Raw genomic sequence first — 16690 nt, 5'->3', positions numbered from 1 at the left:
CTATAACCGCTCTAGGTTATTGACTCGTCAGTCAATAATATAAAAATGACTCTTACAATTAAGCACAAGATACAACTTGCCGTGTTGCTCGTTATCGTCACGATAACAGCAACTCTAGCCCTTATCGCAACTAAGCAACTAAACCTACAAACCGAGAATGCTATCGCGACCCGTTTTTCACTCCAAGCCGAGGCGGTGAGTAATAACATTTTCAGTTGGTTAGCAGATAAGAAGCGTATTATAAGTGCTAATGAAGCCCCTTTAAAGAATGGCCTAGACAATGCTAAAGAGCTCGAACTCAGCATTCATGCTGGCGGCTTCATTAATCTTTATATGGGACTAGAAAGCGGTCAGGTGATCTCTGGCGACAAAACCGTTGAGATCCCAGTCGATTTCGATGGACGAAGCCGACCTTGGTACCGAGATGCCTACAATAGCCACGAGATCATCACCACAAGGCCATACGTCGATATCTCTGGCGATACCGTTGTGACCTTAGCTAAGCGCTTTAACGGCCTAGTATCTGGGGTGTTAGCTGCTGACTTAAGCATTGCCTATATCACGGAGCAGATCGACAATCTCAATATCACCAACTCAGGTTTTGCTTTCCTACTCGATGAAAATAATAAGATCCTAGCCTTCAGAGATAGGAGCTATGCTCAGCAAGACGCTAAACGTTTATCGCAACAATTGACTCAGTCGATGATTCAGTCCCTGCGTAATAGCGGTGAAATTGATACGATAGAGTGGCAAGATGGCGAACAAAAGCTGATCCGTTTAACGCCGCTTAAGGGCACAAATTGGACCTTAGGCTTAGTCGAAGACAAGAGCCTCGCCTATCAGGCGATAGAACAGCAAATCCAACAATCACTGTTTGCAGTCACAATATTAGCCATCATCATTTTGTTGATAGCTTCAGTCGCCGTAAGCTACCTGTTTAAGCCACTGCAGCAACTTAGTCTTGCGATTGAGACCCTATCGAAAGGCGATGGAGACCTAACCCAACGCTTTGCGGCCAATAGAGAAGATGAAATTGGTCAGCTCGAACGCCATATGAACCGTTTCCTAGCCAGCCTACAGCTGATGATTAAGGCGATTTCCGATGATACCGAGCAGTTGATCAAGCAGATCCATGAGTCTGCAGACATTGCCACTAAAGCCAGTGATGGGGTCAATGGCCAACATCAAGATGTGGATCAAATCGCCACCGCCATCCATGAAATGTCAGCAACCGCCAGCGAAGTCGCCAATCATGCCGAGATGACAGCCAATGCAGCTCATGTATCGACCCAAGCTTGCGTTGAGGGTAACCAAGTTATCGTTAAGAGTAGCGATTCTATCGAGCTTTTATCGGAGCAACTTGGTGATGCATCTAAGGTAGTTTCTGCACTCGAAGAGAACGCTACCGAGATCAACCAGATCCTCTCAACCATTCAAGCAATTGCCGAGCAAACCAACTTGCTTGCTCTTAACGCCGCCATTGAAGCTGCGCGCGCAGGAGAACAAGGTCGAGGCTTTGCCGTGGTTGCCGATGAGGTACGTGTACTGAGTCACCGCACTCAAGACTCTACCGAAGAGATCCGCGCCATGATCGCCACCTTGCAGCAGAACAGTCAGAAAGCGGTAGCGTCTATGGCTTCGAGCACTGATATTGCCCACAACAGTGTCGAGTTTGCTAACCAAGCCAAGCTGAGCCTAGAGAGCATTACCAATTCAATCACCGAGATCTCCGATATGGCAATCCAAATCGCCAGCGCCGCAGAAGAACAACGCGCCGTTTCAGAGGACATCAGCCGTAACACTCAAGCGATTAGCGATACATCGCATCAATTGTCATCGCAAACTCAAGAGGTGAGTGACAATGCGGTGCAGATGCTACAGACTTCGAGTGGCTTAAGTGAACGAGTGTCTCGTTTTAAGATTTAGTTTCCGTAACCAAGTGGAACATAAAAAAGCCCTGTCACTGACAGGGCTTTTTGATTCATGCCGACAACTCGATTACTGCTAATCGTTTTACCAGTACTAACTTAATCTCTGGTGCAGACTGCTATAGTAAGCATCTTGCTCGAGTAGCTCACCATGACAACCACTTGCACGAATCACGCCTTGCTCCATCACGTGAATAGTATCCATCTTATTCATGGCTGTTAAACGGTGGCTGATCATCAGCATAGTCTTGCCCTCGGCGAACTCGAACAGCAGACGCAGGATTTCACGCTCTGTGCGCTTATCTAGGCCCTCGGTTGGCTCATCAAGAAGCAAAATAGGCGCATCTCTGAGCAATACCCTTGCCACACCGATCCGGCGCTGCTCACCACCTGAGAGTTGTCGACCGCCCTCACCTATCCAAGTATCTAGGGGCTTGTCCCCCTGCAATAAGCTGTCTAAACCCACCTTTTGTAGCACAGCTATCAGCTTTTCATCATCCTTACGAGTCGCTCCCTCGATGGCTAAAGCTAAGTTATCGCGCAAGCTACCGCTGAAAAGGTAGATCCGCTGACTCACTACAGACATAGCTTGGCGCAGTTGCTGCTCGGTATAGTCCGCCACATCATGACCGTCGATAGTAATAAGCCCTTGTTTTGGCAACCACTCTCGGGTTAGAAGTGACAATAGGCTCGACTTACCACAGCCTGTTTGCCCTAGCAGGGCGACCTTTTTCCCCGCAGGGATCTCAAGGTTGAGTTCCTTTAGCACAGTTTGATTTTGCACATAACCGAAGGTGACTTGGTTAAATGCGACATTACCGCAAGTTATCTCTACACTTGCTTGCTGAGCGAAAGTAACGCTTGGGCTCTGCTCCACGACCTCATTGAGTCGTGTCGCTGCAGAACTACAGGCCGACAGATGTTGGAAGGCACCAGCGAGTGGCATCATCATCTCGATTGTCGCCATAGTTAAGAAGACTATCATGGCCAGTCTTGGCCCCGGAGGCACCGCACTGCCTACACCGGTTGCCGCCAAATACAGCATCAGCAGCACGGCAAAGCCATGACACAAAATCAAGCAAGCTTGGCTCAGTGCCGTTACACGATTCATGGCATTTTGGCTATTAATCATCACGCTCTGCGCCTGATTAAGCCTGTCTCTATAGGCCTTTTGTGCGCCAAACAGAGTCAGCTCGGCCTGACCTTGCAGGTACTCCAATAGCTGAACTCTTAACTGTCGTTTGCTCTCTAGCTGAGCAATACCCGGTTTACGGCCAAGAAAGTAAAAGGTCGTAGGCAGTAATAGCCAAACCGCTAACAGCAGACTGCATAAGGTGCGGGCCAGTTCTGGATCGAAATGCCCCACAAAAAAGTACAGCGCCAGCATCATCAATAATGAGGCCGCTAACGGCGTGATTAAACGCAGATACAGATGATCTAAGGTATCAATATCGGCGACTAAGCGGTTAAGTAGATCGCCTTGGCGCACCCCTTGTAAATTTTTGGCGCTCAGCGGCAGTAACTTATTCCAGACCCAGCAACGCAGGTCCGTCAGCAGGCTAAAGGTTGCCTCGTGGGTCGCCAAACGCTCGCCGTAACGACTGGCAGTTCGCACTATCGATAAGAAGCGAACGCCCCCTGCTGGAGAGAAATAGTTAAATGTTTGCGCTGTAGCCACCGTCAAACCGGCAACAGCTGCCGCCGACAAAAACCAACCCGATAGCGATAATAGTCCGATCCCGGCCATCAAAGTTGTTACGCTTAAAAACAGGCCGATAAACATCATAAACCATTGGCTTTTAAAGCGTTTAATATAAGGAAATAGTGCTCTCATTACTTATCTCCCTCGCCTTGAGTTTGCTGTCTAGGCGCAGCTTCAGTTGCTTCAGTTGCTTCAGTTGCTTGAGTGTCTAGTTCAAGACTGAGTTCAAGGTCAATATCAAACTCACTCACACTAGAGGCCTCCTCAAGCATCTGTTTAAAGGTGCCGGGCTTTGAGGCAAGCTCATCATATTTCCCCTGCTGCACTATCACGCCCTTATCCATCACTAAGACTTTATCCATGGCGCTCAGATTCTCTAATCTATGGGTAACCATCACACAGGCCTTGCCCTGCATCGCAGCCATTAAGGTGGTTTGTACCGCCTGCTCGCTCAAACTATCTAAACTCGCTGTCGGTTCATCGAGAATGAATAGCTGCGTCTGTAGAGCCAGTGCCCGAGCCAAAGCGATCCGCTGCGCCTGCCCCACTGACAATCCAGCCGTTTGCTCACCAATCGGGTAATCGAGTCCTTGAGGTTGCTGCTCAACAAAGTCTAAGATCTGTGCCTTCTCTAACAATTTAAAAATTGCGTCATCCGATAGGGTTCGCCCCATGGCGATATTATCGCGCAAGGTGCCATGGAAAAGCTGTGGTTCTTGGCCAAGCCAAGCCAAATGCTGACGCCAATCCGCGAGCGATAACTCGCTTAGCTCAGTACCCGCAATCTTAAGTTGTCCCTTGTAAGGCAAGAAGCCCAGCAAGGCGTTAAGTAAACTGGTTTTGCCTGCGCCACTAGGACCAACTATCGCGACATGCTCATTAGCCTTTACTTGGAAACTGACAGGCCCCAATAACAGACTGCCATCGAGGCTATACACAGATACGTCTCTAGCCTCGATATCCACTGCACCGTTAACTTGTTTATCACCGCCGTATTGCTCTGTTGGGTGATCAAGCAGCGCCATTAACTCTTGTGCTGCGCCAATCGCCTGCGCTTTGGCATGATAATGAGTGCCCATATCTCTAAGAGGCTGATAAAACTCGGGCGCTAAGATCAACACAAACAAACCAGTAAACAAACTGATTGAAACGCCATAATGACCAAAGTCGAGGTGGTGTAAGTAGCTAAAGCCGAAGTAGACAGCGAGTACCGCTATCGATACCGCCGCGAAAAACTCGAGTACCGCAGAGCTTAGAAACGCCATCCGCAACACCGCCATGGTGCGCTCACGAAACTCTTCCGACGCCTTGCGGATAACTCTGGCTTCTTTCTCGCCCTGATAGAATAACTTCAGAGTAGACAGACCTTTGAGCCGGTCCATGAAATGGCCACTTAAACGTGATAACGCGCTGAAATTCTTACGATTGGCATCAGCAGCCCCCATACCAACCAAGATCATAAACATAGGAATAAGTGGAGCGGTAGCCAACAGAATAAGGCCCGCAGCCCAGTTTATTGGAAATACCGCGACCAAAATAATTAAAGGAATGAAGCCCGCAAGTACCACTTGTGGCAGGTAACGAGCGTAGAAATCTTGCAGATCTTCCACTTGCTCCAGCACGATACTGGCCCAGCTACCGGCGGGTTTTCCTTTGATAAAAGCGGGACCAAGCAAGGCTAACTTATCGAGCACCGCACCGCGCATCTGCACACGAAGTCTTGCTCCAGCCTGAAAACTGGCGCGTTCACGAGCAAAAGCCAGCACGCCACGAACAACCGTGAGCGCTAGCAGCGCCCAGAAGTGATTAATGAAATCACTCTTAGGTAACTCATCAATAATAATACCTTGCAGAACCGTCGCGATAAGCCAGGCTTGGCACATCAAACTTAGTCCGGTTAACACACCGAAAAAAACCGACAAATTCAGATAGAAGCCACAGGCCTTTTTCTGCTGTTTAAGCCACTTAGTAAGCTTTTTCTCTACTGTTTTATCCATGTTCTTCCAGACTAATGGCTGTGGGAGGTAAGTCGATGCTAGGCATCTTTGCGAATTGAAATATCGCCCTTTTAAAGACTTTTATACTGGGCTTAAGTTCAAAATTTGAAAACGCAAAAACGAGAATACATCTCAATATTGCCGCAGTATCGCAGGCATTTATCGCAGAATAAAACATCAGTGCAGTAAATGTTATCGGACTCACAAAAATTGAGCTAGATCAATAAATCACGGTTTATTAAACAAACAGCTCAACAAATCGTAGACATAAAAAAACCGCACTAAGCTAGGCTTACTGCGGTTTCTCAATTTATTTAGCTATCGCTAAAACAAATTAGACTTGCTGATCAAGATTAACCTTCTGAGTCAGACTCATAATCTAGGTTATCTTCATCAAAGCTAGACTCTTTGCTTGGACGCGCACTGCGCCATGCATCAGCTGCTAATTCTTTAGCATCAGCCGCTTCGTTACGCTCTTCACGTGCCTTAGCCTTACGCTCGTTACGCTTAATTAAGTTCTCTAAGAATGATTTAAGCTCAGTCTCACCCCAAGCTTGCGCTTCTGCTTCTGTGGCAAAACCTTTCTTAGCTTTAGATACCACGATCTTTCGTGCCGTTTGACGACGAGTGATCTGACCGGTCCAAGTTGCGCCATCTGCTACTACGCGAAAATCATACTTCTTAGTTTGTGTCATGTTACTTTTTTTCCTAACAATAATTCTAATACTTGAGCCAAGTAGACTACGCACCTGAGACGACTCCATAAGAGGAAAGCCAATCCGATATAGTTATAGCTAAGCTCAATCAATACGCAAGACCAACACCCTAAGCATCACTCTCACGTTCATAATTCTGTTGCTAAACCGCAGAGCTAATGCTCACCTTACATTGCCATGCGTTTTACTTCATTGCCGACACTAATTCACACAGCTTACAATTCAGTTTATAACCAAGCATGGCATCTCTGCCTTCTCGGTGAATCACCCAATCTCGTCGCTCCCAAGGAGGACGATGGCGTACGTGCTGAGTATGACCGCAAGACAAAGTGGCAACCCAATGATCTTCATCATCTTGATGATAACTCACGATAGGCTGCAGCATGACAAACCGCCGAATTAGGTATAATCCTTACCTAGATTTTGCTGGTAAAAATCGGTAGATGAACTTTCAGGGGCGCGAGATTAACACATGCGGCGCTGATACAACATCTTTTAATTGCCCAAAAATCACACAATCGATATTTTTTTTCAAAATTAGTCGATTTCAACGCGTAACAGTTATCAATACGGCCAACCTCAACCCTATATAGTGCCATACTCATTAACAGCAAAAACAATTTACAGGCTAAGCTGATTATTTAGCTGCTGATTGTTTAATAATTAGCGCTTTTTAGGCAGATCCTGTAAGCTGCACGGCCGCCAGCATCTGCAGGCCCCCTGAAACCGCTGCCAGTCGCACTTTAACGCCTATTTCGCAGCCGAAATGAGACCTATCTATGAGTTTTGCCTCACTGGGCCTATCAGCCCAAATTTTGAAAGCCGTTGCCAATAAAGGTTATGACACTCCTTCACCGATCCAGGCACAAGCAATTCCTGCCGTATTGGAAGGGAAAGACGTGATGGCCGCTGCGCAAACAGGTACAGGTAAAACAGCAGGCTTTACCCTGCCATTGCTAGAGCTGCTTTCAAAAGGGACCAAAGCCCCGGCTAAACAGGTGCGCGCATTAGTGTTAACACCAACTCGTGAGTTAGCGGCTCAGGTAGGTGAAAGCGTTGAAACTTACGGTAAGAATTTACCGCTAAAATCGGCAGTTGTATTTGGTGGTGTCGGTATTGGTCCACAGATCACTAAACTTAACCGCGGCGTCGATATTCTTGTCGCGACCCCAGGCCGCCTTCTCGATCTTTATAATCAACGTGCATTGAGCTTTAGCCAGCTTGAAGTACTTGTGCTTGATGAAGCCGATCGCATGTTAGACATGGGCTTCATTCATGACATCAAAAAAATCTTAGCGATTTTACCTGCGAAGCGTCAGAACCTAATGTTCTCAGCCACCTTCTCTGATGACATTCGTAAGCTCGCTAAGGGCTTGGTCAATAACCCAGTCGAAATTTCTGTGACGCCACGTAACGCAACAGCCAATACGGTTCAGCAATGGATCTGTCCTGTGGATAAGGGTCAAAAAGCGGCCGTCTTAGTTAAGCTTATCAAGCAGAATAACTGGAAGCAGGTATTGGTATTTAGCCGTACTAAGCACGGCGCAAACCGCTTGGCTAAAAACCTTGAAGCAAAAGATATTACCGCCGCCGCGATTCACGGTAACAAGAGCCAAGGCGCAAGAACCAAAGCCTTAGCAGACTTTAAGAGCGGTGCTGTACGCGTACTTGTGGCAACCGATATTGCCGCGCGCGGCCTAGATATCGACCAGCTACCACAAGTGGTTAACTTCGACTTGCCAAACGTGCCTGAGGATTACGTGCATCGTATCGGCCGTACTGGTCGTGCTGGCGCATCGGGTCATGCGGTATCACTCGTTGGTGATGAAGAAATTAAACTGTTGCGCGACATTGAGTTATTGATTAAGCAAAACTTAGAACGCCGCGTGATTGAAGGGTTTGAACCAACTTATCACCTACCTGAAACAGACCTAACGGGTAAGTCTCACGGCCAAAACAGAGGTCCGCGTAATGCTGGTAACCAAGGTCGTGGCAATGGTCGCTCACGTAGCCCAAATAAAGGCGCTAACTCGGGCGGTGCTAGCAATAAGTCACCTAACCCACGTCGCCAAGGTAATGCTGAAAACACCGGGGCTAAAGTCGAGCACAAAGATGGTCAACGTAGCGGCGAAATGGCTCGTGGCCACCAGCCAAATGCCAATGCACAACCAAGTAAGCCTAGACGTCCACGCAGACCTAATGCTGCTAATGGCAACTCAGCTTCAACTCAAGGTAAGCCATCAGGCCAACGTCGCCCGAATGCTAACCGCAGTGCAAATAAGCCAAGCTAAAATAGCTACTCATTGAATATCGATTAGATATCAAGGTCTCAACTGACCTTGATATCAGCGATCTAGGCACTGCTATCAAAACTATCCATCCTATCTCTTATAAATAGAGCTCTTGGCATAAGTGCTCCCGGCACAACTACCAAAACTAACCATCCATATCTCTTATAAATAGAGCTCTTGGCATAAGTGCTCCCGGCACAACTACCAAAACTAACCATCCATGTCTCTTATAAATAGAGCTCTTGGCATAAGTGCTCTAGGCACAACTACCAAAACTATCCATCCATATCTCTTATAAATAGAGCTCTTGGCATAAGTGCTCTCGGCACAACTACCAAAGCTAACCATCCATATCTCTTATAAATAGAGTTATTGGCATAAGTGCTCCAGGCACAAAAAAAGCAGCGTTGATACGCTGCTTTTTTTGTGGCTTATCGTTGTCATTATTGGAGTTAATCAGATACAGACTCACTCTAATAATGAAGAAAATGCGCTTAACGCATTTCCCAGGCACGATATGAACGGCCTTTTAGCTTGCCGTTAGTAATTTTATGTAGTGCCTTTTTAGCCACTTTACGGTTAACCGCAACATAAGAGCGCATATCCGTAATCTTAATCTTACCCACTTCGCTACCTTCAATACCGTTCTCGCCCGTTAGCGCACCAAGAATATCGCCAGGACGTAACTTCTGCTTTTTACCACCATCAATTTGCAAGGTGATCATCACAGGTTGTACTGGGAAGGTATCTAACAGGTTCTCTGATGGTAGCGCTTCATTAACGATATCACGCTCTAGATAATCTTCGAGTAGCGCAATCTTGTAGCCATCTTCGTCATTATAGAAGGTATGCGCAGAGCCTTTACTGCCCGCACGGCCTGTACGGCCAATACGGTGAATGTGTACTTCAGTGTCGTAAGCAACGTGATAGTTAATAACCGCGTCTAATGCATCGATATCAAGACCACGAGCTGCAACATCTGTCGCCACCATGATAGACACACTCTTATTGGCAAACTGCAATAAGGTTTGATCACGGTCGCGTTGCTCAAGATCGCCATGTAAGGCTACAACGCTAAAACCGTCGTTCTTCAGCTGCGCTGCAACATCTTTGGTTTCACGCTTAGTGTTACAAAACACCACTGCGCTCTCAGGGCGGTATTGCAGCAGCAATAACTTAAGCGCACGCATGCGATCGTTGTTATTGCCCACTTCATAGAAGTGTTGCTCAATAGTACTGGTTGCATGAGTCGAAGCCACTTTGACTAAAACAGGCTTGAACATGATCTTATCGGCAATCGACTGGATCTGCTCAGGGAACGTGGCACTGAATAGTAATGTCTGACGCTCTATTGGCATGCGCTCCATGATCCCTTCAAGCTCGACTTGGAAACCCATCTCTAACATACGGTCGGCTTCATCAAGCACTAAGGTATGGACGTTTTCAAGATCTAAGCGACCGCGATCTAAGTGATCGATAATACGGCCCGGCGTACCGACAATGATATGCGCGCCGTGTTCTAGTGAACCAATCTGTGGCCCCATAGGCACACCGCCACAGAGGGTCAGAACCTTAATGTTATGAATGCCACGCGCTAAAGTGCGGATCTCTTTCGCTACCTGATCGGCAAGCTCTCGTGTTGGGCATAAAACAAGAGATTGAATGCGAAAACGCTTAACGTCCAACTTGTGCAATAAGCCCAAACCGAACGCAGCAGTCTTACCCGAACCGGTTTTACCTTGGCCAATCACATCTTCGCCATTAAGGATCGCTGGCAAACTTTGCGCTTGAATAGGGGTCATCGACTCATAACCCATGGTTTTTAGGTTATCGAGTAATTCAGTCTTAAGGTTAAGACTTGAAAACGGCGCTTGGCCATCGGTATTGGGGACTGTTTGAGTCAAAGTATCTTTCCTAAGTATTCACTGCTCATTAGGGCGGTTTACCCTCTAAGACTCGATACCTTACTAAGGCTCATCAAATCGCGCTTGGCAGTGATAAAATCATGGTGACAAGGCTCCAAAATGGCAGGAGCAAGGTTGTCGTTTTCTATCGCTATAAATTATAGCGCGCTATTGTAGCAGTTATTCTTTTAGTTGCAGCATATCGAATGGGTAATAACCGCTAAATATCACTTGCTATGACAAATTAACTCGCCTCGACGCTTAGGTGTACCTATGCCTGCATCCCAAAAACTTCGGTTACAAGCAACCCCTTACAAACTCTCATCGCGTAAGGTCTTGCCTAGGCGTTCTACCCACCAATCGATGGCATCCTTTGCATCATCGGTTGAATCAATCATGGTGCTTAAGTCTTTACTGCCCGCTTTTCTGTCTATTACGGCCACGATAGGCTGACCTGTGCTGGCATCGCTAATCATCAACTCTATGGTCGCGCTGCCCACATTGGTATGCTCACCCGTCACTATCTTTGAGATACTGGAAATACCGAGCCCTACCGGTAGTATACTGCTGGTAACCGCTAAGATTGGATTAGGAGTTTCGATATTAGTGAGGGCGACACTGACTCTGAGGGTGTTGTCATCGGGTTCAGTGACTAATTCAAAACGCTGCCTTGCTTTGTCTTTAATCTTACTCACCAGATATTGCGACACTTGAATAATCTCTTGCTCATCGAGATTGTCGTAGCGAGTCTTATCGTCAAGCACTAACCAAGCTTGATCGACAATGATCTTGTCATATTCATTGAGGATTTGTTTGAGGTCCTGCAGGCTTTTTATTCTAGGCTGAGCCCAAATGAGATCACTGCCCCCATCGGGCCCAGGACGAAAGTCATCGAAGGAGCTGAACATCTGCGATTGTTTATAATCGTGAATAACGCCACAGCCCGTTAAAAGAAGACTCATCCCTAGCGCACACATGCGTATTATTGTCATTGCCATTTACCTAAGTTAGCTCACGCCAACATTTTGTTGGCACACAGGGCAGCGAGTTTACACTAGCTTAGACAAAATAAACACAAGAATACACAACTGTACACACGAGCAATCTGTGTGGGAAAATCCCCTCTAATGCCTCCTAAAGGTTAATCCGGATTAAATACACCTATCACAGCGCCTGTAGCCTTCTTAGTCACTTTCTCTTCGGTTTGTTGCTCACGATAATCACAGTCGACACACTCAACCGTCTCGATGCCGTTTTCTTTAAATAGCACAATAGACTCTTTAGCCTGACACTTAGGGCACTTGGCGCCAGCCACGAAACGTTTCTTCACTTTTTTAGTCGTTATAGTCATGATTTTACTTCCAGTCCATATATCGCTAACATTTTGCCATAAAAGCTGCGCCATGACCGTACTTTTCTAGGATCCACCATAGAAGTAACCATGGGTTCTAAGCTATTATCTGTCCCCAATATTTGCTCTCTGACTTTAAGCCGACTTCAATGATCACCATCACTCAAGCTCAACTCATTCGTGGCTCGAAAACCTTGCTCGATGACACTTCGCTAACCGTCTATCCGGGCCACAAAGTCGGGCTAGTCGGCGCCAACGGTAGCGGTAAATCGTCACTCCTTGCACTGATTATGGGCAAGATCAGCCTAGATAAAGGCGAGTTCAGCATGCCTAGTGGCTGGCAGATTGCGACAGTGGCGCAGGAGACTCCGGCTCTTGAGGTTTCTGCCGTTGAATATGTGATTGATGGGGACGCCGAATATCGGGATCTAGAAGCGCAACTGCATGGAGCCCAAGAGGCCGATGACGGCCATAAAATTGCCCTTTTACACGGGCAAATCGATGCCATCGGCGGCTACGCGATTCACTCTAGGGCGGCAAGCCTATTAGCTGGCCTAGGTTTTAGCGAACAAGAGCAAAGCAATCCAGTTAAGAGCTTCTCGGGTGGTTGGCGTATGCGCCTCAACTTGGCCCAAGCACTATTATGCCGCTCAGATCTACTGCTACTCGATGAGCCCACCAACCACTTAGACTTAGATACCATGTATTGGCTAGAGGGTTGGATTAAAGCCTATCAAGGCACGCTTATTCTGATCAGTCACGACCGTGACTTTATCGATGGTATCGTCGACGAGATCGTTCATGTCGAGAACCATAAACTAAACTACTACAAGGGTAACTACACCTCTTTTGAGCGTGTTCGTGCCGAACGCATGGCCCAGCAGCAGGTGGCATTTGAGCGACAGCAGAAAGAGCGTGCCCATATGCAATCCTTTGTCGACCGTTTCCGTTATAAAGCCAGTAAGGCGAAGCAGGCTCAGAGCCGATTGAAAGCGCTAGAACGCATGACCGAGTTGCTGCCGTCACAAGCCGACAGTCCTTTCCATATGGCATTTAGAGAGCCTGAAGCCCTACCAAATCCGCTAGTGACTATGGAGCAAGTCTCTATCGGTTACGGTGAAACTGAGATCCTTAAGAAGGTTCATCTTAACCTTGTACCCGGGGCTCGTATTGGTTTACTAGGCCGCAACGGTGCGGGTAAGTCGACCTTAGTTAAATTGCTTTCAGGTGAGCTCTCACCGATGAAAGGTCAGTATGAAACTAACCCTGGCTTAAATATCGGTTATTTTGCTCAGCATCAGCTGGAGTTTTTAAGTTTAGATGACTCGCCGATGCAACACCTAGTTCGCCTTGCTCCTAATGCTAAAGAGCAGGAGCTGCGTAACTTCTTAGGTGGTTATGGTTTTAACGGCGATATGGCATTGGCGCCTGTTCGTCCCTTCTCTGGTGGTGAAAAGGCCCGCTTGGTACTGGCGCTACTCGTGTGGCAACGCCCTAACCTATTGCTACTCGATGAGCCAACCAACCACTTAGACTTAGAAATGCGTCACGCCTTGACTATGGCATTGCAAACCTTTGAAGGTGCAATGATTATCGTCTCGCACGATAGGCATTTATTACGATTAAGCTGTAGTGACTATTACCTTGTCGACCAAGGTGAAGTCAAAAGCTTCGATGGTGACTTAGATGATTACCATCAGTGGTTACTCGACGCGGCAAAAACCGCTGGCAAAGAGGAAGAGAGCGAGACAAGCAAGCCAGTTCAAGACAAGAAGCTACAGAAACGCTTAGAAGCAGAGCTGAGACAGAAGTTGTCACCGCTTAAGAAGGTGCAGACTAAACTTGAAAAAGAGCAGCATAAAGCTAACGAGCGCTTAAAAGAGCTGGAAGATATGCTAGCCGATACTAGCCTTTATGATGCCGATAACAAGGCAAAACTCACTCAGGTGCTCGCCGAGCGTACCACGCTAACCCAAGGGTTAGAGGAGAGTGAAATGGAATGGCTGGAAATCCAAGAAGAGATAGAGACCATTGAGCAAAGCGTTCGCGCCGAAGCCTAGATTAGATTTCAGTTTGAGTTTGAGTTTGAGCTTAAGCCTAAGTTTTGGCTGAATCAGACAAAAGGGGAGCGTGGCTCCCCTTTTTGTTACCATGTTTTATACCAATTAAGAATGAAACGATAACCATAAGGTTCGTCCAATGACATTGTCTAGCCGTTTATCTCTCAGTTTATGGAGTGATTGCGACACTCTCTACATGCAACATCAGAGTCTGTGCTTACAGTTACAAGATGACCACCAGCTCAATGTTAATTTGCTGCTATTAGCCCTTTGGCTCGATAAGCATCACTATTTACTCCCCAAGCCACAATGGCGCCAGCTACAGCAAGACACACGCCATTGGGAAGAAAAACTGTTACTGCCCTACAGGCAGCTAAGACGCCAAAGTAAAGCCTGCCTTGAAATTGATGAATATCGACAGATGTTAGATTTAGAGCTAATGCTGGAGCGTAAATCTCAAGCGATGATTTTAAATGCGTTAGAACTGATGTCGCTAGAAGAGCAAGCAAGTACTCGTCATTACGATAATCTAGGCTATTATCTAGGCCTATTTAACTTGCAGAGCCATAGGTTCTCATCGTTAATGAACTGATCTCCCCCAATAAAAAAGCGAGCCTATGGCTCGCTTTTCTCGTTATGACGTTCTCTATAAAAGACAGCGTTTATACTGAGCTAAAGTCCTTAACTGAAGTCTTTCATTACAGTCTTTAACTGAGCTTAAGTCATTAACTGAGTTTAAGCCCTTAACAAAAGTACTTAGCTGGGCTTAAGCCTCTCGGCTAACCGAGTCGCATTTCTCGCGGTGATCCCATAGATAGACAACTGCGGATTTGCGCCTAAGCTGGTTGGGAATATCGAGCCATCCATTACAGATAAATTATCGAAATAGTGCGATTCACCAAAGCTGTTCACCATAGATAGCTTAGGGTCTTCACCAAATGGGCAACCGCCCATCACATGGGCCGATGCCACTACGGTTTTAAGCGGTGCCAGATCCATTTCACTAATCACCTTTTTGGCCTCGCTCCAGCTCGACAGGTACGGCATTCCCTCACTGATTGGCAACACTTGCTGCGCCCCTGCCGCAAACTGCAACTCTGCCATGCTGGCATAGGCTCGCCGCGCCGCACGCCAAAACGCATCGGTAAGCGGATAATCTAGGGTGAAGCCATGGTCTGTCAGCTTGACCTGCCCCCCCTGGCTATTCTCATGATAACCGTCTCTGACTAACGCTATGGTGACCTGCAATTGGTTAAACTTCTCCATCAACTGTGCATGGCTCTTGCCATAGCCAAGGGTTTTAGAGGCGATCAAAATTGGATGAATAGGTGGGACTTCAAGCTTGTAGCCTAGCTCTCCGTCGGCGCCATCTTGCCAGACAAACTCATCAGAATAGATAGACTGAGGCGCCCCGCTGTGACCATTGATCGGATCGCTAAACACCGCGCCGCTCAAAAGTGTGGGATGTAAGAAAGTACGCTTACCAATAATTTCATGAGGGTCGGGTAGCTTAGAACGCAACATAATCGTCGGTGTATGAATCGCGCCAGCGGCCAATATGTAATGCTTTGCTTTAAACATCACCTCAATCGGTAATGGTTTCATGTTTTTATCAACGGCTTGAGCCTTAGCCGCAAAAATCTTGTCATTATGATGCTCAAGCTTAATGACTTGGGCTTGACTTACCAGTGTGGCACCACGCTCTAGCGCTGCGGGAATGGTGGTAACTAACATAGATTGTTTGGCATTCACCGGGCAGCCCATACCGCAATACCCCGTATTCCAACAACCTTTGACGTTACGCTTAATCACAGTGTAATCCCAGCCTAATTTCTCACAGCCTTGCTTTAAGGCTTGATTATTACGGTTAGGATCGTAGGCCCACTCACTGATATTAAGTCGTTGCTCCATCTTTTCGAACCAAGGGTCGAGTTCGGTGCGAGACAGACCCGTTACCGATTTGGTTGCGGCCCAATAATCCAATGCCGGTTCTGGAGTACGAATCGAAGTGGTCCAGTTGACTGTAGTGGAGCCTCCTACGGCGCGCCCCTGAAAAATACCGATCGCCTTATCGCTGGTCTTCATTCCTGCGGCTTGCTGGTAGAGGTCTGGATAGGCGACTCGCTCCTCCATCACAAAGTCTTTCGATGACTTGAGTTGCCCCCCCTCAATGATGATCACCGACAGACCCGCCTCGGTAAGAATTTCTGCCGCAACGCCGCCACCTGCGCCGCTGCCAATAATCACCACATCGGCCTCTAAGGTTTGATTTTCACTGAGCTTGGATGCATTAATATGAGCCCAACCGGAATCGAGCCCGGTTACAATAGGATCTTCAATGGCCATAAACGATTTCCTTACTCTCTAGATGAGTGTTAATTAGCAACATCACTTCATATCCTCAAGACTTCATATTTTCAAGAAACGTGGGCTTAGCATAATGCTGTTGGTCCCAATTGACTCCAATGCTCGCGGCTACAATAGTCATTAACTCATCACTTCATATCCTCAAGACTTCATATTTTCAAGGAACGTGGGCTTAGCGTAATGCTGTTAGTCCCAATTGACTCCAATGCTCAGGGCTACAATAGCTATTAACTCATCGCATCACTTCATATCCTCAAGACTTCATATTTTCAAGGAACGTGGGCTTAGCGTAATGCACGTAATGCTGTTAGTCCCAATTGACTCCAATGCTCAGGGCTACAATAGCTATTAACTCATCGCATCACTTCATATCC

12 protein-coding genes are annotated in these 16690 nt (G+C 47.1%); 4 read left to right on the top strand and 8 right to left on the bottom strand.

Translation table 11 applies throughout. The features are described 5' to 3' along the window. The first annotated feature begins 45 nt into the window (after window positions 1–45). Complete coding sequence (locus Q1A86_RS00060; protein WP_299801550.1) at window positions 46–1926, top strand: methyl-accepting chemotaxis protein; 1881 nt, start codon at window positions 46–48, stop codon at window positions 1924–1926. Between the two features lie 96 nt (window positions 1927–2022). Here Q1A86_RS00060 and cydC read toward each other — a convergent pair whose 3' ends face one another. The 4 genes from cydC to Q1A86_RS00040 form a co-directional block, all read right to left on the bottom strand. Beyond that, window positions 2023–3762 carry a cysteine/glutathione ABC transporter ATP-binding protein/permease CydC gene (gene cydC / locus Q1A86_RS00055; protein ID WP_299801549.1) on the bottom strand — a complete coding sequence of 580 codons (1740 nt, stop codon included), beginning with the start codon at window positions 3760–3762 and terminating at the stop codon, window positions 2023–2025. After that, a complete protein-coding gene (gene cydD / locus Q1A86_RS00050; protein ID WP_299801548.1) occupies window positions 3762–5627 on the bottom strand; it encodes a cysteine/glutathione ABC transporter permease/ATP-binding protein CydD in 1866 nt (621 codons plus the stop codon). The genes cydC and cydD overlap by 1 nt, the downstream gene beginning before the upstream one ends. A gap of 353 nt (window positions 5628–5980) precedes the next feature. Then, window positions 5981–6322: a DUF3622 domain-containing protein gene (locus Q1A86_RS00045; protein WP_299801547.1), complete on the bottom strand. Its 342-nt coding sequence runs from the start codon at window positions 6320–6322 to the stop codon at window positions 5981–5983. A 205-nt stretch (window positions 6323–6527) separates the two neighbouring features. Further along, window positions 6528–6728, bottom strand: coding sequence for a DUF3565 domain-containing protein (locus tag Q1A86_RS00040; protein ID WP_299801546.1), 201 nt, complete (start codon window positions 6726–6728; stop codon window positions 6528–6530). 394 nt (window positions 6729–7122) lie between these two features. On the opposite strand from Q1A86_RS00040, the gene Q1A86_RS00035 reads away from it, so the two are divergent. Beyond that, window positions 7123–8634, top strand: coding sequence for a DEAD/DEAH box helicase (locus Q1A86_RS00035; RefSeq protein ID WP_299801544.1), 1512 nt, complete (start codon window positions 7123–7125; stop codon window positions 8632–8634). Between the two features lie 494 nt (window positions 8635–9128). Here Q1A86_RS00035 and dbpA read toward each other — a convergent pair whose 3' ends face one another. The 3 genes from dbpA to Q1A86_RS00020 all read right to left on the bottom strand — a co-directional run bounded on the left by dbpA (window position 9129) and on the right by Q1A86_RS00020 (window position 11889). Beyond that, a complete protein-coding gene (gene dbpA / locus Q1A86_RS00030; RefSeq protein WP_299801542.1) occupies window positions 9129–10538 on the bottom strand; it encodes an ATP-dependent RNA helicase DbpA in 1410 nt (469 codons plus the stop codon). Window positions 10539–10849: 311 nt separating this feature from the next. After that, entirely contained in the window at window positions 10850–11530 is a 681-nt protein-coding gene (locus tag Q1A86_RS00025; RefSeq protein WP_299801541.1) for a DUF3313 domain-containing protein, read from the bottom strand. A 149-nt stretch (window positions 11531–11679) separates the two neighbouring features. Further along, the gene (locus tag Q1A86_RS00020) at window positions 11680–11889 is read right to left on the bottom strand and encodes a YheV family putative zinc ribbon protein (RefSeq protein ID WP_299801540.1); all 210 of its coding nucleotides are present in this window, start codon (window positions 11887–11889) and stop codon (window positions 11680–11682) included. Window positions 11890–12038: 149 nt separating this feature from the next. On the opposite strand from Q1A86_RS00020, the gene Q1A86_RS00015 reads away from it, so the two are divergent. Beyond that, a complete protein-coding gene (locus Q1A86_RS00015; protein WP_299801539.1) occupies window positions 12039–13949 on the top strand; it encodes an ABC transporter ATP-binding protein in 1911 nt (636 codons plus the stop codon). A gap of 139 nt (window positions 13950–14088) precedes the next feature. Continuing rightward, window positions 14089–14541 carry a TIGR02444 family protein gene (locus Q1A86_RS00010; protein ID WP_299801537.1) on the top strand — a complete coding sequence of 151 codons (453 nt, stop codon included), beginning with the start codon at window positions 14089–14091 and terminating at the stop codon, window positions 14539–14541. Between the two features lie 164 nt (window positions 14542–14705). On the opposite strand, the gene Q1A86_RS00005 is transcribed toward Q1A86_RS00010, so the two are convergent. Continuing rightward, window positions 14706–16295: a GMC family oxidoreductase gene (locus Q1A86_RS00005; RefSeq protein ID WP_299801536.1), complete on the bottom strand. Its 1590-nt coding sequence runs from the start codon at window positions 16293–16295 to the stop codon at window positions 14706–14708. Window positions 16296–16690 lie beyond the last annotated feature (395 nt).

This window comes from uncultured Shewanella sp. (assembly GCF_947497935.1).
In the GTDB taxonomy this organism is placed as follows: domain Bacteria; phylum Pseudomonadota; class Gammaproteobacteria; order Enterobacterales; family Shewanellaceae; genus Shewanella.
The sequence above is the reverse complement of the archived record's forward strand: the minus strand, read 5'-3'. Positions and strand labels throughout refer to the sequence as shown.